Raw genomic sequence first — 19,555 nt, 5'->3', positions numbered from 1 at the left:
GGCGATCTTTGCCTTCAGCGCCGCATCGATTGTCCGTCTCGTCTTCTTCATGGTCCGCTCCGTTTATCAAAACGGAACGGCATCCGCACCACCTAAGCCGCCGGTCCAAAATCCGGGGTCCACCTCAGTTGAAAACTGCGAGAAACCATCAAGCTGAAGTCAGGACCGATAACCGTTCTCAGCCGCCACTTTTCCGAGCGCCCGCAGAACCGTCGCGAGAGGTACAATCAGGTGCGATGGAATATACTCATCCACCAGCCCGTCCTTCAGGAGCGCGCGCGCCAGCGGAATGTTTCGCATCACCGGCACCCCCGCAGCGGCCGCGGCATCAATCATTTGCTGCGCCAAGAGATCGGTACCTATGGCATCGATCATGGGCAGGGGAGTGCGCTGCCGATCGTAGTAAATAGCCACTGCAATATGTGTGGGATTGGTGATCAAAACGGTCGCTCTACGCGACTGCTCAATCGCGTTCTTGGCTAACAATTGGGAATGGAGGCTCCTGCGTCGGTTTTTGAACTCAGGGTCGCCCTGATTTTCCTTAACTTCTCGTTTCAGTTCGTCCAGCGACATCAAATTCTTCCTCGTGAACTGCCATCGCTGGAACGCAAAGTCCGCAATTGCCACCACAAGATAGCTCGCCCCGACATAATTAGCTATCTCGAGCAGCAGGTTACTCGTCACCGCACTTAGGCACGATATGCCACAGCTCGGTGTCCACACGAGCGCATGCACACCTTGGCGCAGCACAAGCATTATGACGAGGCCGAGTATTAGCACCTTCACGATCGCCTTACCCAGATCGACGAGATTCTGCAGCGAGACTATCCTTCTGACGTTCTCACCGGGGTTCAGCTTTTTCAGCGACGGCGTGACAGCCTCCGGGGAGAAAACCGCCCCGTTCTGCAGGTTAGCGCCGACGCCGATGACCAGGACGACGCCGAGGAAGGGGGCGACCATACCTTGTAATTCACCGAAATAAAACTCGAGTAGCCGTCGGCTGACAATCAGGAAGTCCCCGTCAAGAAACGTTACAGGCAACAGGATCGCTGCCTTAAGCCGCTCGACTAGGTCATGCAAATAGGCGAAGAACAACGCGAAAAACCCGAGGGTCACAGCCGCCGACACGACTTCCTTACTGTGCGGAACCTGTCCCTTCTTGCGCAAGTCCCGCAGCCTCGTGGAAGTCGGCTTTTCGGTCTTTCTACCGGTCACCGCAATCACCTGGTGATGCGATGGACGATCGCGACAGGCGACGGCATATGCTTGTCGGCATTGGCCAAAATGATCGTGAGCGATAGAATCAGCAGCAGAAGGGCAACTGCGCTCTTGACCGACATAGCGAGAAAGAAGACCTCCAGTTGCGGCGCAAACCGGCTGACCAGTGTCAAGCCCAACTCGCTGAGAAACATCGCAACGATGGCTGGGCCGGCGAGAAGCAACGTCAGTAGCATCACGAGGTCTGCAAGATCTAACACACTGGTGACGAAGATTGGACCGAATGCAGGATGAAAGCTCCACAGCGGCCAAATGTCATGGGAGCGATAGAGCGATGCTAATAGTTTGGAAAAGCCGCCGCTGACGAACAGCCATGTAGCGTAAAGCTGAGCCAGGAAGGTCCCGAGCGGTGAGTCCAGATTGAGGCTCGCCGGGCTCAAGAGGCTTGTCATCGTGGCCCCCCTCTGGTGGTCAATGAACGTGCCCGCGGTCTCCACACCCCACATAGTCGCGGCAATTGGCATGCCCAGGAGGCACCCGAGCAAGAGTTCCTTGAGCCCCAGGCCCAGGATCGGCATCAGACGTGCGATGTCGAGATCCGCAGGCCTCGTTGCCCAAGCAAACCCCATTACCGGCAGCGCCAATGCCATGATCAGGCCATTGCGCGCCCGCGCCGTCACCATACCGCGTCCTAGAAAAGGCATGACCAGCACCATCCCTGTCACGCGTGACATCGCAAGCGCAAGGACAACCAGGAAAGTATGCAGATGAGCTGGGTCAATTGGTGACATGGAATGGATTGCTCTGGCGCTTGGCTGGCGACGGTCGCTCTTGTTGCGTGCCGCTCGGCGAAGAGAGGCAAAGTTAGCAAGTTCCTGGCGCCCCAGACTTATATTCCCGCGATTTGGTCGAAGATGTTCACCGTATACCGGCCAAGTTCACCAAACCAATTCGCGGTGGCCGCCAGGATCAGGCTCACGCATATCAGCTTCACGGCGAAGGAGAGTGTCTGCTCCTGAACTTGGGTCAGAGCTTGCACAACACTGACGATCAGTCCGATGCCCGTAGCGACGATGACTGTGGGCATCGACAGGACGAGTGTCAGTTTGAGCGCACCAATGGCAAGATTGGTGAGTGTGGCGGTATTCATGGTGCTGCTCCCGCGTAGGAGAAGATGACACCATGAATTAGGCGCTGCCACCCGTTCACGGCAACGAACAAGAACAGCTTGAATGGCAAGGATATGGTCATTGGCGAAACCATCATCATGCCCATTGCCAGAAGGATGTTGGAAACGACGAGATCGATGACGATAAACGGTAGAAACAATAAGAAGCCAATCTTGAACGCGTCTTGCAGTTCGGATGTCATGAAGGCCGGAATCAATATCATAAATTCGTTACCGGTTATGGCGGCGGCGTCCTCCTTGCTCCACAATCCCCGAGTCGCATTGACGAAAAACTGACGTTCCCGCTGCGACGTGTTCTTCAGGAGAAAGTTGCGAACTGGCTCGGCAGCTAGCGTTATCGTTGTCCCTAATTCGCGGATATCTTGGGATGCGATTGGTTTGTCACGCACGGCTTCGTACGCACCTTTGGCCACTGGCTGCATGATGTAGACGGACAGCAGGATGGCGATCGCATTCAGAGCCATGTTCGGCGGGATGTTCTGAACGCCGAGCGCATTGCGAATGAGCCCAAAGACCACGACGAGCTTCACGTAAGAGGTAACGGTAATCGCAACGAAGGGGGCGATCGCAACGCAGGCGATTAGTACTATCAGCGTTGCGGGATCCGGCAGCGCCGTCATGGTTCTGCTCGTGCTAATCGCAAGTCGTGCACGCGCACACCTGTTCGGTCGGCGATGCGCACCAGCTCGCCCGTTGCGACGACCTGGCCATTGACGCGCAAGCTGATATTGGTCGTGGCATCATAACCAAGATCCAGCACTTGGCCGACAGCCAATTCGCGAATCTGCCTGAGCGGCATGGTCAGGCGTCCAGCAGCCACATCAACAGGAAGATCAATGCTGTCGAAGGTTTCCGGCGGGAGCGGATCCGGTCTATCCATCATGCAGTCCACAGCTGAAAGGATGGCAAGGCGGCCATTGACGATCGAGGCGCGAAAGCAAGGACTGCCAGAAAGGCATAGAAGAACACTCATGACGCCGTCATGACCGACAGGGGAGGTATCCAGCAGTACGACATCGTCTGAAGCGAGTTGATGCAGATCCGCCAAGATAAGGCTGATGCGTGCGACCACCAGATCGAGAGAAAGGAACAGATCATCGAGGACGGCGCACACGACCGGAAGTCTAGAGCAGCAGTCGGCGATCCATTGCAGTCCACCGACATCGAATTCGACCAGCCCAAGGATGTCGCCTGGACGCTCCAAGCGAAGAATCTCAAATGCGTACGGAAACGCTTCAGTGCCCTCCGCCGAAGACCAGATCGGCCGATGCCCACACCATTGGTCCACCTGGATCGCGACATCTCGGAAGACAATGTCGAACAGGATTTCTCGCAGGCCGTCACCCGGAGGCAATGCGGTAATTTCTGGCCAATGCTGCACAGCCGCCGCCGGAAGCAGCGTCGAGTCAACTGTAACGCGAATCCTGTGGCCGCGTGGGCGCATCAGGGCCTGGCAGTAATCCGCTGGCAGGCGCGGAGGCCTCGAACCTGGCATCACAGCTTCCACGTCGACGCCAGCGATGTTGAAGGGCACCGGCAGACGTTTAGCAAGATCCGAAAGGGCGGCAGCCTCACATTGGCCATAACAGGGCAGGTCGATCACGCGCCCCTCTCAATTTTGTAGTAGAGCGGTGTCTCAAATCTACGAGATCGCCCCTTGCTGCCTTGTTCGTCAAGCACTGAGCTGCAGGCGAAGACGATCATGACGATGCGCATTTCAAGCCGATCGGACAAATCGCGGGCAAATGCATAGCCATGTACCTGCAGGATACGCCAAAGCCGCTCGGACTCGATACAAACCCTTAGGGTATCAGGCTGGAAACTGACGATCACACGCGCATTGCCGAATAGTTCGTAATTCAGCATGACGTGCACCTCGGTATTGCCGCCATAATCCCAGCTGACGAAAGTGTGCTCAGTAATCCTCCTGGTCAGCTCTACGAGTTCAACCGATCGTGACAGCTGTTCCAGTGCTCGCCGGCGCAGTATAGGGCCAGGCATGGCACCAATGATTGAACCGGCAATCAAGGGAGAAGACGTGGCGCTTTCGCTTTCGGCCAGATCATGCGGATCATTGCCGAAATCCCTGCAATCGGGCGCCCGATCGGATGCTTCGCAAGCGTGTACATTCGCCTCCTCGAGCATTTGCGAGAAACGAGCGATATCCTCGGTAGGCACAAGCTTGGGGACCGGCGCCGCCACCGCAATTGAACGATCACGTGGCGTGATGCACGACCTTGCAACGCTTCTCGCTAGTTGCATCTAAACTCTCTCCACCGAGTTCGACCGCTACGGGAATCGGTCCCCTGGCTAAGGCTGCTGAAGCGCCCGGCAGGGCACCCCATTCACCATCGCGGGGACTTACCGAACCACAACAGTAGTTTTCGCAGGACATACATCTCCAGACATCGTCGGGCGGAACCTACATCCTAGGAGAACAGCGGGCACTCGCTCAACGGAGTAGCATCCGCCTCTTCATCTACTCACGGCCGAGCGGAAGCCAATACAATCTCGATATGGGGTTCAACTGATGACGTTATGCCTTTCTGGAACAATATGCTCGGCGTCCAATGGCCGGTTTCAATGAGCAGAGACCAGCGCTAGGAGGCCGCTCAGTTTCCGCCCTGCGCCTACCGCGCGGTAGCCTTCAAAGCCGTGGCCTGGGAACGAGGCCTACGTTGGGGCTTCAGGTGGCGGCCGAGATCGGGGGCTAGCGATTCGAACTTCTCCCGCAGATCCTCGGTCAAAGCCTGCGCATCGGCGCCACTCTCAACCACCCGAGGATTCAGTAACACCAAGAGCTCAGTTCGGTCCTTGGCATGCTCCATGCTGCCGAATAGGGATCCCAACAACGGAATGTCCTTCAGCACCGGAGCCCCGGAATCCATCCGGTTAGTGCTGTCCTGCATCAAGCCGCCAATCGCGATCGTGTCGCCGTTTCGTGTCGATACGGTGCTCTGGAGGCGGCGTACCGAAATGATTGGGGATTGGACGCTGGTCAGTGTGTTCTTGTTCGCGGTACTGACCTCCTGAAAGGAGTCGAGCGTCACGCTACCTCCGGCGCCAATGCGGGGTGTTACAGCCAAAATGACCCCTGTGTGGCGTAGTTCGACATCGTTCACGATTGTTGAACTTTGGCTTAGCGTCGATTGTGAGGATCGCGCGAGGATTGGAACCTGATCGCCCACCTCGATTGTCGCGGTTTGATTGTCAACTGTGAGAATTCGTGGCGCCGATACGACCTTGACGTCCCCGACGCCGCTTAGTGCGTGTAGCACAACATTGACATCACTATTCGGGAACACATAGGACAAACCACCTTGTGGAACGGCACCCAAATCCGGCGAGGAGAGAAGATAGTCGACACCGTATCGCAAATGATCGCTCAACCGCACCTCCGCGACAATGACCTGGATTAGGACCTGCCGCGGCTTGACGTCAAGCCGATGAACCGCGGCCTCGATGATTTTGTCGTCGTCGGGCGTTGCGAAGATCACGAGTGCATTTTGGCCGGGATCCGCCTGGATCCGAACTGGCGCCGACAGGCCAAGACTGACGGCGGAGACCACCGCATCGTCCTTTATTTGCGTTGTTGATGCGGCCGCATCTGATCTTTCGTCCGACAGGCCGGGAATGTTTAGGGGCAAATTCGATCGATCGGATGCGCTTCCGATGGACAACTTTCCAACCTCTCCCGCCGGTTGCGCGCGAGATACGGCACGCGGCAGCTGAGCGCCAAAGACTTGTGCTAGCACCTGCGCCACTTCCGCAGCCCTTCGATACCGAAGCGGATGCACGTGAATGTTTGCCGCCGTCTTCGATGTCTTATCCAGCTGGGCGATAACCCGACGAACTTGCTGAAGTACTTCAGGGTCGTCCGCTACTACAAGAATGCCGTTCAGCCGCTCGAGCGGCGCAAGCCGAACGCGCACTCTGCCCCGGCTATTCTGGCTGAACAAAAAACTGAGTTCTCGCTCTATCGCTGCCGGACTCGCATGAGCCAGCGTATACAGCGCAAACGATTTGTGAGCCATCGCATCGGTGTCAAGCAAGCCAATGAGTTCGCGCACGGAACTCACCAAGTCGGGTGGCCCAGTGACGGCAATACCTTGTTCTCCTGGCGCGGGTGTCAGACGCACGCTCTCCTCGACGTTTGGTCGGATCACCTTTATGACATCGGCTGGATCGACATAGCGCACGGGGATCACTTGAACATCGCTTCGTGCTCCGCCGGCGAGATCGACCAAGCGCCCCACCCGAACTCCGCGGTCAACGACGGCCAGTCCGTATCCGTACGGCGCCAGCGCTTCGTCGAGTAATCGCGGCACATCACTCACGGGGACTTTGCTCGAGGTCCGAAGTGCCATTTTTCCCCCAACGCCTGGATCGATGATGACGGGCATGCTCATAATGTCGCCCACGATGTCATTCACAACTTGCCGAATATCGGCATTGGCATAGTCGAGGCTCACGCGAGTGCTATCAGCGGTGACCGGCAGCCGCCGCTCCACCGGGGCGGTGGTTGGCCGGGTCGGAGGCTGTGCCAGCAATTCAAAGCTACGTGCTTGCAGTGTGCTCGCTGAGAAGGATGGTTTCGGTGCATGCGAGCCGACGCTTGGCGAAGCCAGCCAAACGCCGCGTTCAGCAATCGAGTCTGAGCCGGCACATCGCGTAAGCAGTAAACAAAGGAACGTTAGCAAGGTCTTGCTAGACATGGAGGACGCGGCGCCCCCCTGAGAATGCGCATCCGTTCAACTTTTCATCTGCTGCACCACTTGCATTCATTGCAACCCTGGGAACAGGTGTGCAGAACTGGGATGATCTCCGCCGTTCTGCACTACTCATTGTCAACGTCTCTCAACGAAGGTTGCCTACGATCATCCCCTTCGTCTTTTCATCCTTCGAAACAACGTTAGACATCAGTTCAGCAACCCGATTGACGTCATCAAGCAGCCTTTGGAAATAAATCATCGCCATCTCCCCTTCGCTATTGGCGCTGTCAATCGCCCCGTTGAGGTTGTTGATGGCAGCATCGAACTGCGACTGCACGCCTTTCTTGTCACCCTTCTCCTTCTCGATGGATATGCCGTGTGCCTGCATCCAGTCAAACACATCCTGAGTCTTGCCTTGCCAATCGACGAAGCTGCCGTAGTCTCTTACCTTACATTCATCGGGAGGTCGATTGGTCCGCAGCGCAGCCATTGCGTCTCTCATATCCTTCAGCAAATTGTTGCGCGCCTGCATGTCGTCCAGTTGAGATCCGAGTTGATTCTGGTAAATGTCGTGCCGTTCCATCAGAACCAGCGCCATGATCGAGGCTAAAGACAGACCTCCTGGGAGAACATTTCCTGCGCTGTTGGCCCACGCAGTGGGCTGGTATCCAGACATCGCCTTGATCATCTTAGGACCTTCTCAAACTCAGACGTTTTTCGCCCGAACGATACGCTCAAGCCATAGAAACGATCTTGCTTCTCGCCTCGCTATCGGCGCGACGAATTTCGGCAAGCTCGCCCAGGACGTCCTGAATCGTCGTCTCATAGCTCGCCAGGAATTCACTCTCGTTCTCCATCTGCGCCTGCGCCCTGGTGCTGTCCGCCTGCAGCTGCGCCTCCTCCTCCTGGTAGTGCGTCGCGCCCATGTTCAGGCCGGCTCCCGGAAGCTTAAAGGCTTCCGTCGCGATTGTGCCCATGCCATTCCATCTCATGGCCTCTTGCTGGGCTTCTGTCTGCGCCTGGACAACGCGCGTAAACTCAAGGGGGTCCGTCGTGCTATTCGGCGCGTCCAGCCTATGCGGGTCGCCCAGTGTATTGCTTCTGCTCGAATTCAGGCGTGTCATCTCGATGTCGTCTTGCGAGGACCACGCATCGCGCTCCGGCGCTTGGATAATCTGCCCTTTGCCGTGAGGCTCGTCGCGTAGCTCCAGCTCGCCTTCTGATTTGTCGAAGCGCTGCGCTTGACCTGAAGGGCTGTTCGGGGTTGGTGTCTCCACCCTGGACTTCGGGAGCGGGGCCTGGATTTTGGCTTTATACACCTCGTCGAAGCGCGCTTGAATCTGTCGAGCACCCTTGAGGTTCACGCCGGCCCCCAATATCGCGCCGCCAGAGGTGGCTATTGCGCCAAACAATTGGCATAGTCCTGAACTGCGAAGCGCCTTGGCAGCAGCTTCCTGCGCAGCGATCTCGACGTTAAGCGCCGCCGACCGGTCCGACCTCGCCGCTTTGCGAAGCTCCGCATTGAGCCGAACGAAAACCGCGGCGACTGCTGATGCGTCGTTCCCCGTAACAAAGTCCTTCAGCTTGAGATCGACGTTGGAAAGCTTCTCGCGGATCACAACTTCCGCGGGATCGCGTACGTCAACTGATCCCCAACCTCGCGCCTTGACGGGGTCCGCAAGAGGAAGTGGGATCTCGCCTTCCGGCACGTTTCTGCCGCGGACCGTAGCAGAGATCGGCACCCACGGAAGTTGTTCATGCACGGCTGCATCCAACCGGTCGTGCCCGCCAACGGTCGTTTCACGTTGCACAGCAAATACCATCGCTACATTCCTTTAGTTCGACAAGTGGTCCACGCAGCCTGTCAGCCGAAGGCCCTTACGAGCTTGGCGTTGGAATCACTCTGCCGGTTAATGGCTTCGGCAACCGTCTGCGTGGTCGTCGTCCTGTCGAGAAGCAACTGCTTGATGAAGTCCATTTCATCACTTTGCAGTGATCTCAGTCTTGCAATGCAGCTGCTGATGTTTATCGCTTCCGCCTGGGCGTCCGTTGCCTCCTTCTTCTGGATGCCATTGGCGATGCCGGCGCCAGCCTCGCCCAGCGATGCCATTGCCCCGCCGACTCGAGCCGCTGTCGAAACTCTCTGGCCTATCTGAACAGCCTTGACAGAACTGGATGGTATCAAGGCGGCGATACGCAATCCACTCGCGGCTCCACTGGCAAAGCCAGCGCCAACTGTTAGCACCGAGATAGCGAATATGATGCCAATCGTGATGACCGCCCCCAAGGTGCTGGCCTTGTCGCCATGGATTCCGTCTTTCTCGAGACTCTTCACAATTGCCGCAGTCATCTTATCTACGCCACCCGTCTCGACGAGAGTCGCTACTCCAACGCTCACTGCCGCCGCCATGACCGGAAGAGCTGCGCCGGTGGCGATGGCAGCTAGGACCGTCAATCCGACCGTTAGCCATCCGAAGAACTTCATGATGCCGGAGCTGTTCTTTGCTTCTGCCGATCTTTTTGCCGCTTCAACGATGCTTTTGGAAATTTTCTCGTGCAACTGTCTTTGCTGCTCTCCCCAATGTCGCACGTCCTCTATTCCCGCCGCAACCTGTTCATCGGCCATTTTGGTCTTCAGAGCCAGAAACGAGGTAAGGAGGTCAATCGCATCGAACGCACGTGGTGCCGATAAACTTGGAATCGAACCTGACGCAACAGCCTTTTCGGAAACTGAGTGCAACAACAGGCTGGCGTCAGTCTTGCGGCCATTGCCCGAAAGACCGGTAGCGGAGGCACTGAAGGGCAGCGTCCCGACCTCGGGTAGCGGCTTGCTCGTCGACGCCGACATGTTCACTCTATGCATCGTTGGACCCTAGTTGGGATTTGAGGCGGTCAAGCATCATCAGCCCACGTCCGGCCAAAGCCTTGTGTTCGGGCCTCCTGACACTCAGCGCCAAGGCATTCTCAAGTGCGGTAATCGCGGCTGTGAGATGATTTAGTTTGATGAAGCATTCGGCAGTTCGAAGCGGGATCTGCGGGTCCTCACTATTCAGGAGTCCCGCTAGCCGATAGGCCTGCACGGCGTTCTCTGGGTCCCCAAGCATTTGACTACTAGCTGCCAGACCAAACCAGAATCGTGCGTCGATGTGCCGATGTAGGCACAAGAAGCGAAAAAAATTCCGCGCCTCCTCATACTTGCCACAAGAATAGTAGCGGTGGCCAAATACATATAATGCCTCAAGCTCATCATCCGTGATCCCAATGACACTAGCTAGGTCCGTGCGCCCTACCACGAAGTCGGTGGCGAGCTGTGCCAGCCGCTGGCTGTCTGTCGTGTCGCCACCATTCAATAGCCCGCCATCCGCCATTCTCATCGTGTCGCTCTCTCGGTAGAGACGGGTTGGAGCGCGAGACGCGACATCGATTCAGGCGCTGGCAGGATATGATTGAGGGCCGCCAGCTCGGCTGCATACGCTCTTTGAAACGCTTCGTCCTGATCGGCGACAAATGCGGAAATTGAGGCGGCACTCATAGTGCCATCGCCTAAAGGGCAGGCACAACGACCAAGTTGTTCACGGGCCCGCGCCAAGAGACTATCCATCTGTGCGATGGTGTGTCGCGCAGTCTCCATCGTGTCATTGAGGCTCATTGACCCCTCCCAGACGGTCTCCTTGCCAACGCACCGCAGCGCGAGCGGGATTCGAAACCGCTTGCGCCACCAGCTCCGCTCGAGGGCCGCGACCCGCTGTCGCGGCCGACCGCTCAAAGCCACCGACGTCCATCGTCTGGCAATGATATGGTGTGCCAGAATGCACTTCCTCTTCACGGAGAACGTTCTTTCTCCTGACAGGGTTGGATCAACGCCCGCACGTCGCTACCAGAAGCGGCGCATGGCGCAAAATACTTGATCGCTATGAAGGCATAGGCGCCCCGGTGATGAATCGGTGCGTTTCAGCGCGAGCGCCTGAGACGACGGCGCTAACCCGGAAATGCGTGTCGTTGCGTTAAATGCATCGTTCGGCGAGAGCCTCGTCGCCGAGTCGTAGGCATTTTTTGCCTTGAGCAGGTAACGATGAGGATCGCATTGGTGGCGGATCGGGTTATGCAGTCGCCTTGGACCAAATGCCCGCGAGCAGCTCACACTTTGTGCCGGACGGAGCGGGTGACTGAGGCCGCAACTCTCCATAGGCTACCGTTATTACCTCATGCTCGTATTGTATTGGCGCCGAGCGAGAGGCGGGATTAGATCATCATGAGAATTGATCGCTTGCAGCGCGCAAGGCCACTCGGCAGCCGGTCCGGTCTGGTGGCGAGATGAGTTCTTGGTGACCGGACGTGTTGTGAGCGTGTGCGCCCTTCCGGGGCTCAGGCGCGATGTTTTCCAGGCGGAGGTCGGTGGCAGGATATGACATGGATGATCGGCAAACAACAGAGCACCTGGTTAGGGACAGGGATTCGGTACGTATGTCTTTGTTCTCGAGTTCTCTGACATCCGACAGTCGCTCCGGACTGCTGCGGCGTCTCACAGAGGTGGCGTTCTTGGCTTGTGTCACAAACGACGTGGTGAGGGCGAGGCGGATCGCGAAGGGGCTTGGCATCATCGCGCCGGGCAGTCGGGAGTCTGTCATTGCCTATGCGCTCGCAGATCTGACGGCAGGCGATATTCCAGCAGCGCTGGAACGCCTTGATCCTCTAGCCAAAGCAAATGATGCATATGGGATGGCATTTCAGGCCCTGGCTCTTGGGCTGAATGGACGCCTAAGCGAACGCGATACTGTGCTCAGGCACCTGCCAAGCAGGGAGCCGGGCCTCGACGGGCTCCTCATAGCCTTAGGCCAGACCGCGCCAGCCGATACCGCAGGAAAGGACAGTTAATGAGCAGCGTAGGTAGTATCCTCCCGCAAACAGGGCCAGCCTTTTTGGTGATGGAGATGCCAGCCACATCGAAAGTATCGGCTGAATCCGTCGAGGCCTTTCAAGCTGCACTCGAGCCGCCTGTGCCATCGCGGCGAGCGGATGAGCCGCTGATCATGGCTGGAGGCGGGCTGACGGAGGAGGGAGGGGGGCCTCTCGTTCCTCGGCTATCCAATGATATCCTCAGTGGCATGGAAACACTGAGCGCCGGCTTTGCGCAACCCATGGAAGGCGCGCGCAGGGCCGCCGAAGGCATGAGCGCGGGGAGCATCCGTTCGGCTGAGTGGCTCGATGCGCAGGTCCAGCTGTCAGCTATGAGCCTGCAATACAACATTGTGACCAAGGTGGTTGGGAAGGCGACCCACACTCTCGACACTTTCCTGAGCGGCCAATGAGCCACGGTGACGCGGGGCGTGACTTTTGTATTGAAGCGGGCGGTGGCACTTCTGGTGCTATTCACCCTGGTCGGCTGCGGATCGAAGATCGAGCTCTATCGCAACCTTTCAGCGCGCGAGGCCAACGAAATGCTTGCGTTGCTTATGCGACAAGGCATCCGCGCGGAACGGACGACAGACACCGGCGGTACGACCTCGCTCGTGGTGCCAACAGAAGACGTGCCTCGTGCTATGAATGTCTTAGACAGGGCCGGTTGGCCTCGCGATCATTTCGCCGATATGGGCACTCTCTTCAAGAAGGACCGGATGATCTCATCGGACACAGAGGAGCGTGTGCGCTACATTTATGGGGTCACACAGGAGCTTTCGCAGACTTTGTCCAGTATCGACGGCGTGCTTAATGCCCGAGTTCACGCGGTCTTGCCTGAAACCGCGAGTGACGATCGTAATCCACCCGTCTCGTCGACTGCTGCTGTGCTCGTCCGTTACAAGCCGGGTGCTCCGATCGATCAGATCGTGCCTAAGATCAAGGAGCTGGTCGCAAATAGCTTAAGAGGCCTATCCTACGATCGGGTCTCAGTTGCCCTCGTACAGGCAAATCAGGACAATATGACGCTTGGTAGAACGGACTTCACTGCCGGTGTTTCGGAACGCAGTGCCCCATCGCACCTTTTGATCGGCCTCATCGGTGCAATAGCGGCGTCACTGATCGGCAATGCAGTGCTCGTCGTTCTCATATGGCGACCGCGCTTTGGCGTTAGCTACGGTATTGGGCGTCATGAGCTTCGGCGAAGCGAACGGTCCAACAATGTTCCCAATCATGAGCTCAGCAAAAATCCCGGATAAATGGCTTGATACGCCGTGGGCGGGAGCGATGATGCGCTGCATCGCCGATCCTGCGAGCGACCTCGATGATGCACTGGCGACTGGCTGGCCCGAGTGGATACCTATAGACCTCGCTCAGTCCGACCCATTCATCCGTGTCAAGCTTGGACGCTGGCTGCTTCGCGGCCAAAGTAGTGAGGCGTCTGCGATTATTTCGGCTGGCAACGCACCACGAATTCGGCTCGCATTTGTGCCGGCGCGAGACGCCACACGCCTGATCCGCCTAGCCGGAGCTTGGATCGGCGCGTCCAGCCTCATCGCCCTCCTTCGGACGGCCGATGTTGCGGCGGCACGCGCCGTTCTCGGAGAAGAGGCGTTCGCATTCGCTTCGCATGCTGCGCTGCTACCGAGACCGACTGTCGAGCTGATGTCTGCGATTAGCGCTTCGGGAATGCCGACTGCGCCTCGTGCGTTTCTCGACCGCGGTGCGGCGATGTTCGGCCTTGCGATAGGCGCAATCCCGCATTCGCTGCGCGCCCAACTACGATTGCGTCGCCCTGCAGCGATCTGGATGATGGTGGCGGACACCTGCCGTGACGACGGTGTCGGCGAGGACGCCTTCCGAGCGATGCGACGCCTGGTCCGCAAAGAGATGCCGATATGGTCGCACTGGTTCAACTGACGCCGGGCGGGGTCAGCATCCTCGGCCCAGGGCGAGTTTTGCCGGCGGCCAGCGCACAGATGATCGTGGACGCTGAGCAATTGCTCGATCGAGCGCGACGCGATGCGGACGCGCTCTTACAGGGGGCGCGCGAAGCTGCGGGGATGATCGAGACGACCGCCAAGGAAGCCGCGCTCACAGCGGCGCAGGCGACCATCGAACAACGTTTAGCCGCGATCGCCGTTGCGTCGCTGCGGATCATGGAGGAGAATCAAGAGCGAATTGTCGACATGGGTCTGCAGATCGCACGTCGGATCATCGATACCGTCGCCCCGGATGATGCTGCGGTGCAGATCGCTTTGCACAGTCTGAGATTCACGGGCCATAGCTCCGTCGTCCGCTTACGCCTGGCACCGGCGCATGTCGAGACGGTTCGCAGACGATTGAATGAACTGCTCCCGACGGCGACGTCGCGCGCGGTCGTCGAAGTAGTTTCTGATCCGCGGGTCAAAGATGCCGGATGCATCCTTGAAACCGATGCTGGACTGGTCGACGCAACGATCGAAAGCCAATTGGCCGCGATCGAGTGCGGCCTGCGCAGCGGCCTAAAGGCCTCTGCAACGTGATTTCCGAGCGACCCAAGCTGCCAACGGCAGTCGATGCCATTCATTCTTCGCACGACGGCATCAATCGCCTTTTTCAGGCCGCCCGCCAGGTGGTGGCGCAGACGCCGACAATGCGCGTCAGTGGCCGAGTCCTACAAGTTGTCGGGACAATTATCCGTGCAACGGCACCGGGTGCTCGCATAGGCGACCTGTGCATGCTCCGCAATCCCGAGAACAAGTGCGAATTGTCGGCGGAAGTTATCGGGTTTCAGCACGACATCGCCATTCTAACGCCGCTTGGCGAAATACAGGGGCTTTCTAATCTCACTGAGGTGATCCCGATGGGAGAGCCTCTGACAGTGCCCGCGGGCTGGAACTTGCTTGGCCGGGTGCTTGACGGTCTTGGCCGCCCTCTCGACACATCCACTCGCGGGCCCCCGGTACCAGAAGCCCACGTTCCAGTACATAGCGGGGCACCGGGTCCCTTGAATCGGCGCATCATTGATCGCGTTTTTCCAGTCGGCATACGCGCGATCGACGGTCTTTTGACGTGCGGCGAGGGACAGCGCATGGGAATCTTTGCCGCGGCGGGCGGCGGCAAAAGCACACTGCTGTCGATGTTGGTGCGCGGCGCGGCGGCTGACGTAACAGTCATAGCGCTGATCGGAGAGCGTGGCCGAGAGGTGAAGGAGTTCATCGAGCGCGATCTCGGCTCAGAGGCGCGACGAAGATCAGTTCTTATCGTTGCGACCTCCGATCGTTCCCCGATGGAACGGGTGAAGGCGGCCTATGTGGCGACGGCAATCGCAGAATGGTATCGAGATCGGGGACAGCGTGTGCTGTTCCTCATGGATTCGGTTACGCGCTTTGCGCGCGCGCAGAGGCAGATTGGTCTGGCGGCCGGCGAACCGGCCAGCTTGCGTGGTTTTCCGCCCTCGGTCTTTGCAACCTTGCAGCAGCTCCTGGAACGCGCCGGCAATAACGATCGCGGATCGATAACCGCGTTTTACACCGTGCTTGTCGAGGGTGATGACGTCACCGAACCTCTGGCCGATGAAACCCGTTCCATCCTGGATGGACATATTGTGCTCTCGCGCACTTTAGCGACGTCGAACCACTATCCCGCTATCGATATTCTGGCAAGCGTCAGCCGTGCTATGAGTGCTATCGTGTCGCCGCGGCATGAGAAGTTAGCGGTTGAACTGCGGGCGCTGCTAGCTAAATACCAGGAGGTGGAGCTATTGATACGGGTCGGCGAGTACAAGGAAGGAGCCGATCCGCACGCCGATACGGCTATCGCCAAGATAGAGGACATACGCAGGTTCCTGCGGCAGCCAAGATGTGAACAAACAGGCTTCGACGCAATGCTTCAGGAGCTTGCCACGTGCCTGGCGTAACTCCCAAGACCGTGCATCAATTGCTTGAGTTGAGAAAATTGCGGCGTCGCCGGGCCGATGAGACTCTACGAGTGCGGCAGTCAGCTGTCGACAAATCCGCTGCGGCTGTCGAAGCTGCACTGGCAGTCCTTCGCACATGGCGGCAAGACCGACCTCGACGGGAGGGCGAGATCTACGATCTGCTGATTGGCAAAACTGTAGCTCTCAACGATCTGGAGGAGGCGAAAGCGAAGATGGTCTCACTGAACGATCACGAACGGCTGCTCGAACGGCGCCTTGCGGAGGCGCTGTCGGAAGCCGAACAAGCGCGTCAGGCGCGTCAGGAAGCCTGCAACGCCGCCCGTAAGGCATATCGGGAGCTCGAGAGGTGTGACAGTTTGGCGTGTGCCTTGACCGCCCGCGCGCTGAAGGAGACGGACTTCTAATTATCAATCGAATGCGCGGAGAGTCTAACAGTGCGGGTGTAGCCGTTAGGGGGAGGGACAGAAGTTCTACGTAGCAGCGCTTTTGTGAGAAGTTAGCAGGGATCAACGAACAAATGCCATGGCAGCTGTCCGCTAGCCTTGCATAAAGACTCGCCGAACTGGATGGCAAACGGTCGGCTGCACGCGTGAAGGTGATAAAGTTGTGCACTTTGGGATGGTTGCACTGCCCGCGTCACGACAACTTCATACTTGGCTACGCCACGCGCGAGCGCTTGCGCAGGCCGCTTCGTCGCTTTTGCGCGCATTCTTAATCATCCACCACGCGCACAATGCGTAAATGTCGTTCCATGGTTGTTCGCCGTCAGCACTCTTGAGACAGATTGAAGGGTTTTCCGGAAGGAGGATTTCTGGTTCATCGTAGCCACCAGGAGCGAAGATGAAGCAGAAATCCGGGCCGCGTAAGCCGGCGGCTGAACAAGTGTTGAAGGACATCCGGCGCCAGACCCGTCGGCATTACTCTGCGGAAGAGAAGATCCGTATTGTGCTGGAGGGGCGTAAGCGCTTAGCCGGGACCCTTATTGGGGCTGGCTTGACGATTTGCGGAATCGCCACGGCATGAGGTCTTCGATCCTGCTATGAGGATGGCCGTCGATGATCGCCTCGAGTGTTTCGGCGATGTAGGCAGCCGGGTTGACGTCGTTGAGCTTGCAGGTGGCGACGATCGACGCGAGCAAGGCCCAGTTTTCTGCCCCGATTTCATGACCGGCGAAGAGCGCATTTTTCCTGGTCAGGCAAACTGGCCGGATGGCGTTCTCGACCGGGTTGGTGTCGAGCTCGAGGCGCCCGTCTTCGAAGAAGCGGGTCAGCCCCTGCCAGTGATTCAGCGCATAGCGGATGTCTTCGGCAAGTGTCGAGCCGCTGGAGATCATCGACAGCTGCTTCTCGAACCACATTTTCAAAGCGGCGACGAGAGCCAACGAATGCTCCTTTCGCGCGGCGAGCCGGATGTCCGGCGATGCACCGCGCACCATGGCTTCGATGGCGTAAAGCTGTGCGATGTGCCGAACGGGGGCCTCGGCGATCGGCGATTTGCTGTTGCGGGCCAATTTGACGAAGCGCCGGCGCAAGTGGCTCCAGCAATGCACGAGCGTCCAAGGCCCTTGCAGTCGAGCGACTTCGGTCAGCCGATCATAACCGTCATAGGCATCGCATTGCAGGAAGCGTCCGCCAAAGCCGTTTAGGAACTGCTCAGCGAAGGCACCGCTCCGACTGGGGGCATATCGGAACAGCACGATCGGCGGACTTGGGCCGCTGTGGCCGCGGTCATCGGACACGATCGCCCAGAAGTAGCCTTTCTTCGTTTGGCCGCGCCCGGGATCGAGTACCGGCGCCGTGGTTTCGTCCATGAACAGACGATCCGCCATGGCCAGGTGGCGGCGCATGTGGTCCGCGATGGGTTGAAGATGGAAGCAGGCGCGACCGGACCAGTTGCCCAGTGTCGCCCGATCAAGCCGGATGCCCTGGCGCGCATAGATCTCGGACTGGCGGTAAAACGGCGTATGGTCACCAAACTTGGAGACAATCACGTGCGCAATGGCCGCTTCGGTCGGCAGCCCGCTGGGTACGACGTGCTCCGGCGCGTGCGCCTGCACGACAGGGCCGGAGCAGCGGCGGCAGATGTATTTCGGGCGGCGTGTGACCAGCACGCGCCATTGTGCCGGGATCACGTCAAGGCGCTTGCTGACGTCCTCGCCGATCTTCGTCATGGCGCCGCAACCGCACGGGCAGAGCGTGCTCGCAGGCTCGATGATCCGCTCCACCCGCGGCAAATGGGCAGGCAAGCAGCCGCGATTGCGATGAGAGCTTTGATCCGTCGCGTTTCGCGATCGGCCCTGGATAACCTTCTCGGCTTTCTCCTGCGCGGCATCCAGGATGCCTTGCGCGATCTCCACGTCTTCGAGCGGCAAGTGATATTGATCTGGCCGCAGCTTCTCGGATTTCGCGCCGAACCTGTCGCGTCGCAATTCGCCGAGAATGACCTCCAGCCGACGTCGGGCTTCCTCCGACGCCGCCAGCGCCCCCTGATGCTCGCTCAAGGCCGCCTGCGTTTGCGCCAAAAGCGCCTTCAGGTGTTCGTTTTCGTCGCGCAGCGCCGCGATGCTCATGCGCTATTTCGAGCATATCGCCGCCGCGCGTGCCACGTTCAAAATAGCTTCCGAGTCATTCTGCCGCAGTTATCCCGCCGCCTGCGGGCGCCGTGCTTCTTCCGGACGGACCAACCTCCAATCCAGCCCCTCGAACAAGGCCGCGAACATCGCCGGCGACATCCGCATCACGCCGTCCGCGATCGTTGGCCAAACGAACTTGCAACCTTCGAGGCGTTTGTGCACCAACACCAGGCCCGTTCGATCCCAGACCAAAATCTTGATTCGGTCAGCTCGTTTCGATCGGAACACGAAGGCCGCGCCGCTGAACGGGTCGAGACGAAGCATCTCCTGCACCTTCGTCGCAAGCCCATCATGGCCACAGCGGAAATCGATCGGCCGCGTTGCAACGTAAATCTTCAGATCCGCACCAGCCGCGATCATCGTGACGCTCGCACCGCGCGGATCACTCGGGACAGCTGCTCGGCATCAATGGCCATATCCGTCCGCAGCACGACATCGCCGATCGCGATCTCAAGCTTGATCGCCGGAACCTGACGCTCCTCCAACGCACCTTCCACGACCAGCGGCGCGAATGTCGGCTGCGACGCCTCGCACGGCGGCAACATGCCTCGCTGTCGAAACCGCCGTCGCCAATCGTAGATCTGCCAGCGCGTCGCTCCGTGCTTGCGCGCCACCTCGGACACCTGGGCACCGGGTAACAAACTCTCGGCGACGATCCGAGCTCTCTCAGCTTCCGAACGTACGCGGCGCCCCGATGGTCCTTCAACAACCTCCAGCCGGCTCACCGACCCCGTCGTTGAGCCGTCCAAATGGACGTCCTTTTTGCTGTCCAATCCCATCCCAAACCTCCGTCCAAGCCGGAGGCTTCTTTCGCACAGCTATACCGATCCCGAAGCAAGGGTTCCGGCTAAGCGCTTACGGAGGGGCTGCGGGGCGAGGAGAACATCTCCGAGCTCTGCCGCCGCGAAGGCATCGCCGCCTCGATGTATTACGGTTGGTCCAAGGAGTTCCTGGAAGCCGGCAAGCGTCGCCTGGCTGGCGACACG

22 protein-coding genes and 1 pseudogene are annotated in these 19,555 nt (G+C 58.6%); 8 read left to right on the top strand and 15 right to left on the bottom strand.

The window, feature by feature from the left end; all coding sequences use genetic code 11:
• Positions 1–159: 159 nt before the first annotated feature.
• From AC066S_RS37415 to AC066S_RS37360, 12 genes are all read right to left on the bottom strand, one after another.
• Positions 160–1,215: an EscU/YscU/HrcU family type III secretion system export apparatus switch protein gene (locus AC066S_RS37415; RefSeq protein ID WP_283810190.1), complete on the bottom strand. Its 1,056-nt coding sequence runs from the start codon at positions 1,213–1,215 to the stop codon at positions 160–162.
• Between the two features lie 5 nt (positions 1,216–1,220).
• A complete protein-coding gene (gene sctT / locus AC066S_RS37410) occupies positions 1,221–2,009 on the bottom strand; it encodes a type III secretion system export apparatus subunit SctT (RefSeq protein WP_126261814.1) in 789 nt (262 codons plus the stop codon).
• A gap of 98 nt (positions 2,010–2,107) precedes the next feature.
• Positions 2,108–2,368, bottom strand: a complete 261-nt coding sequence (sctS, locus tag AC066S_RS37405; protein ID WP_126261813.1) for a type III secretion system export apparatus subunit SctS — start codon at positions 2,366–2,368, stop codon at positions 2,108–2,110.
• Complete coding sequence (gene sctR, locus AC066S_RS37400; RefSeq protein ID WP_126261812.1) at positions 2,365–3,027, bottom strand: type III secretion system export apparatus subunit SctR; 663 nt, start codon at positions 3,025–3,027, stop codon at positions 2,365–2,367. The genes sctS and sctR overlap by 4 nt, the downstream gene beginning before the upstream one ends.
• Positions 3,024–4,010, bottom strand: coding sequence for a FliM/FliN family flagellar motor switch protein (locus AC066S_RS37395; protein WP_126261811.1), 987 nt, complete (start codon positions 4,008–4,010; stop codon positions 3,024–3,026). The genes sctR and AC066S_RS37395 overlap by 4 nt, the downstream gene beginning before the upstream one ends.
• Complete coding sequence (locus AC066S_RS37390) at positions 4,007–4,669, bottom strand: hypothetical protein (RefSeq protein WP_126261810.1); 663 nt, start codon at positions 4,667–4,669, stop codon at positions 4,007–4,009. Before AC066S_RS37390 ends, AC066S_RS37395 begins: the two co-directional genes overlap by 4 nt.
• A gap of 368 nt (positions 4,670–5,037) precedes the next feature.
• Complete coding sequence (locus AC066S_RS37385) at positions 5,038–7,122, bottom strand: secretin N-terminal domain-containing protein (protein WP_126261809.1); 2,085 nt, start codon at positions 7,120–7,122, stop codon at positions 5,038–5,040.
• Between the two features lie 142 nt (positions 7,123–7,264).
• The gene (locus AC066S_RS37380) at positions 7,265–7,807 is read right to left on the bottom strand and encodes a hypothetical protein (protein ID WP_126261808.1); all 543 of its coding nucleotides are present in this window, start codon (positions 7,805–7,807) and stop codon (positions 7,265–7,267) included.
• 46 nt (positions 7,808–7,853) lie between these two features.
• A complete protein-coding gene (locus AC066S_RS37375; RefSeq protein ID WP_126261807.1) occupies positions 7,854–8,942 on the bottom strand; it encodes a hypothetical protein in 1,089 nt (362 codons plus the stop codon).
• A gap of 41 nt (positions 8,943–8,983) precedes the next feature.
• Positions 8,984–9,967 (bottom strand): hypothetical protein, encoded by a 984-nt coding sequence (locus AC066S_RS37370; RefSeq protein WP_126261806.1) that lies wholly within the window; start codon positions 9,965–9,967, stop codon positions 8,984–8,986.
• A gap of 7 nt (positions 9,968–9,974) precedes the next feature.
• A complete protein-coding gene (locus tag AC066S_RS37365; RefSeq protein ID WP_126261805.1) occupies positions 9,975–10,493 on the bottom strand; it encodes a SycD/LcrH family type III secretion system chaperone in 519 nt (172 codons plus the stop codon).
• Entirely contained in the window at positions 10,490–10,768 is a 279-nt protein-coding gene (locus AC066S_RS37360) for a hypothetical protein (RefSeq protein WP_126261804.1), read from the bottom strand. Before AC066S_RS37360 ends, AC066S_RS37365 begins: the two co-directional genes overlap by 4 nt.
• A gap of 761 nt (positions 10,769–11,529) precedes the next feature.
• Between AC066S_RS37360 and AC066S_RS37355 the strand changes: the two genes are divergently transcribed.
• Genes AC066S_RS37355 through sctO form a run of 7 tightly spaced genes read left to right on the top strand, consistent with a single transcriptional unit; the run spans position 11,530 to position 16,341 of the window.
• Complete coding sequence (locus tag AC066S_RS37355) at positions 11,530–11,994, top strand: hypothetical protein (protein ID WP_478271856.1); 465 nt, start codon at positions 11,530–11,532, stop codon at positions 11,992–11,994.
• Complete coding sequence (locus tag AC066S_RS37350; protein ID WP_126261802.1) at positions 11,994–12,428, top strand: EscI/YscI/HrpB family type III secretion system inner rod protein; 435 nt, start codon at positions 11,994–11,996, stop codon at positions 12,426–12,428. Before AC066S_RS37355 ends, AC066S_RS37350 begins: the two co-directional genes overlap by 1 nt.
• Before the next feature lie 6 nt (positions 12,429–12,434).
• Complete coding sequence (sctJ, locus tag AC066S_RS37345; protein ID WP_126261801.1) at positions 12,435–13,274, top strand: type III secretion system inner membrane ring lipoprotein SctJ; 840 nt, start codon at positions 12,435–12,437, stop codon at positions 13,272–13,274.
• A complete protein-coding gene (locus tag AC066S_RS37340) occupies positions 13,237–13,935 on the top strand; it encodes a hypothetical protein (RefSeq protein WP_135171742.1) in 699 nt (232 codons plus the stop codon). Before sctJ ends, AC066S_RS37340 begins: the two co-directional genes overlap by 38 nt.
• Entirely contained in the window at positions 13,914–14,540 is a 627-nt protein-coding gene (locus AC066S_RS37335; protein WP_126261799.1) for a FliH/SctL family protein, read from the top strand. The genes AC066S_RS37340 and AC066S_RS37335 overlap by 22 nt, the downstream gene beginning before the upstream one ends.
• Positions 14,537–15,916 carry a type III secretion system ATPase SctN gene (gene sctN, locus AC066S_RS37330; protein ID WP_478271855.1) on the top strand — a complete coding sequence of 460 codons (1,380 nt, stop codon included), beginning with the start codon at positions 14,537–14,539 and terminating at the stop codon, positions 15,914–15,916. Before AC066S_RS37335 ends, sctN begins: the two co-directional genes overlap by 4 nt.
• Positions 15,904–16,341: a type III secretion system stalk subunit SctO gene (sctO, locus tag AC066S_RS37325; protein WP_126261798.1), complete on the top strand. Its 438-nt coding sequence runs from the start codon at positions 15,904–15,906 to the stop codon at positions 16,339–16,341. Before sctN ends, sctO begins: the two co-directional genes overlap by 13 nt.
• Before the next feature lie 575 nt (positions 16,342–16,916).
• Here the strand turns inward: sctO and tnpC are convergent.
• The 3 genes from tnpC to tnpA form a co-directional block, all read right to left on the bottom strand.
• Positions 16,917–18,506, bottom strand: coding sequence for an IS66 family transposase (tnpC, locus tag AC066S_RS37320; RefSeq protein ID WP_126261796.1), 1,590 nt, complete (start codon positions 18,504–18,506; stop codon positions 16,917–16,919).
• Positions 18,507–18,575: 69 nt separating this feature from the next.
• Positions 18,576–18,929, bottom strand: a complete 354-nt coding sequence (gene tnpB / locus AC066S_RS37315) for an IS66 family insertion sequence element accessory protein TnpB (RefSeq protein WP_126261795.1) — start codon at positions 18,927–18,929, stop codon at positions 18,576–18,578.
• The gene (gene tnpA, locus AC066S_RS37310; protein ID WP_126261794.1) at positions 18,926–19,348 is read right to left on the bottom strand and encodes an IS66-like element accessory protein TnpA; all 423 of its coding nucleotides are present in this window, start codon (positions 19,346–19,348) and stop codon (positions 18,926–18,928) included. Before tnpA ends, tnpB begins: the two co-directional genes overlap by 4 nt.
• Positions 19,349–19,429: 81 nt before the next feature.
• Here tnpA and AC066S_RS37305 point away from each other — a divergent pair.
• Positions 19,430–19,555 (top strand): annotated as a pseudogene (locus AC066S_RS37305) (IS3-like element ISKol7 family transposase); the annotation flags it as partial.

Source organism: Bradyrhizobium sp. CFUWI (genome assembly GCF_056429085.1).
Note: the sequence above shows the minus strand (reverse complement) of the source record. Positions and strands in the feature narration are given on the sequence as shown.

What these genes read in the sequence shown, in the direction of transcription:
- sctT (WP_126261814.1), bottom strand. Translation starts at nt 2,009, where the DNA reads ATGTCACCAATTGACCCAGCTCATCTGCATACTTTCCTGGTTGTCCTT.
- sctS (WP_126261813.1), bottom strand. Translation starts at nt 2,368, where the DNA reads ATGAATACCGCCACACTCACCAATCTTGCCATTGGTGCGCTCAAACTG.
- sctR (WP_126261812.1), bottom strand. Translation starts at nt 3,027, where the DNA reads ATGACGGCGCTGCCGGATCCCGCAACGCTGATAGTACTAATCGCCTGC.
- AC066S_RS37390 (WP_126261810.1), bottom strand. Translation starts at nt 4,669, where the DNA reads ATGCAACTAGCGAGAAGCGTTGCAAGGTCGTGCATCACGCCACGTGAT.
- AC066S_RS37385 (WP_126261809.1), bottom strand. Translation starts at nt 7,122, where the DNA reads ATGTCTAGCAAGACCTTGCTAACGTTCCTTTGTTTACTGCTTACGCGA.
- AC066S_RS37380 (WP_126261808.1), bottom strand. Translation starts at nt 7,807, where the DNA reads ATGATCAAGGCGATGTCTGGATACCAGCCCACTGCGTGGGCCAACAGC.
- AC066S_RS37375 (WP_126261807.1), bottom strand. Translation starts at nt 8,942, where the DNA reads ATGGTATTTGCTGTGCAACGTGAAACGACCGTTGGCGGGCACGACCGG.
- AC066S_RS37370 (WP_126261806.1), bottom strand. Translation starts at nt 9,967, where the DNA reads ATGTCGGCGTCGACGAGCAAGCCGCTACCCGAGGTCGGGACGCTGCCC.
- AC066S_RS37365 (WP_126261805.1), bottom strand. Translation starts at nt 10,493, where the DNA reads ATGAGAATGGCGGATGGCGGGCTATTGAATGGTGGCGACACGACAGAC.
- AC066S_RS37360 (WP_126261804.1), bottom strand. Translation starts at nt 10,768, where the DNA reads ATGAGCCTCAATGACACGATGGAGACTGCGCGACACACCATCGCACAG.
- AC066S_RS37355 (WP_478271856.1), top strand. Translation starts at nt 11,530, where the DNA reads ATGGATGATCGGCAAACAACAGAGCACCTGGTTAGGGACAGGGATTCG.
- AC066S_RS37350 (WP_126261802.1), top strand. Translation starts at nt 11,994, where the DNA reads ATGAGCAGCGTAGGTAGTATCCTCCCGCAAACAGGGCCAGCCTTTTTG.
- AC066S_RS37340 (WP_135171742.1), top strand. Translation starts at nt 13,237, where the DNA reads ATGTTCCCAATCATGAGCTCAGCAAAAATCCCGGATAAATGGCTTGAT.
- AC066S_RS37335 (WP_126261799.1), top strand. Translation starts at nt 13,914, where the DNA reads ATGGTCGCACTGGTTCAACTGACGCCGGGCGGGGTCAGCATCCTCGGC.
- tnpC (WP_126261796.1), bottom strand. Translation starts at nt 18,506, where the DNA reads ATGAGCATCGCGGCGCTGCGCGACGAAAACGAACACCTGAAGGCGCTT.
- tnpB (WP_126261795.1), bottom strand. Translation starts at nt 18,929, where the DNA reads ATGATCGCGGCTGGTGCGGATCTGAAGATTTACGTTGCAACGCGGCCG.
- tnpA (WP_126261794.1), bottom strand. Translation starts at nt 19,348, where the DNA reads ATGGGATTGGACAGCAAAAAGGACGTCCATTTGGACGGCTCAACGACG.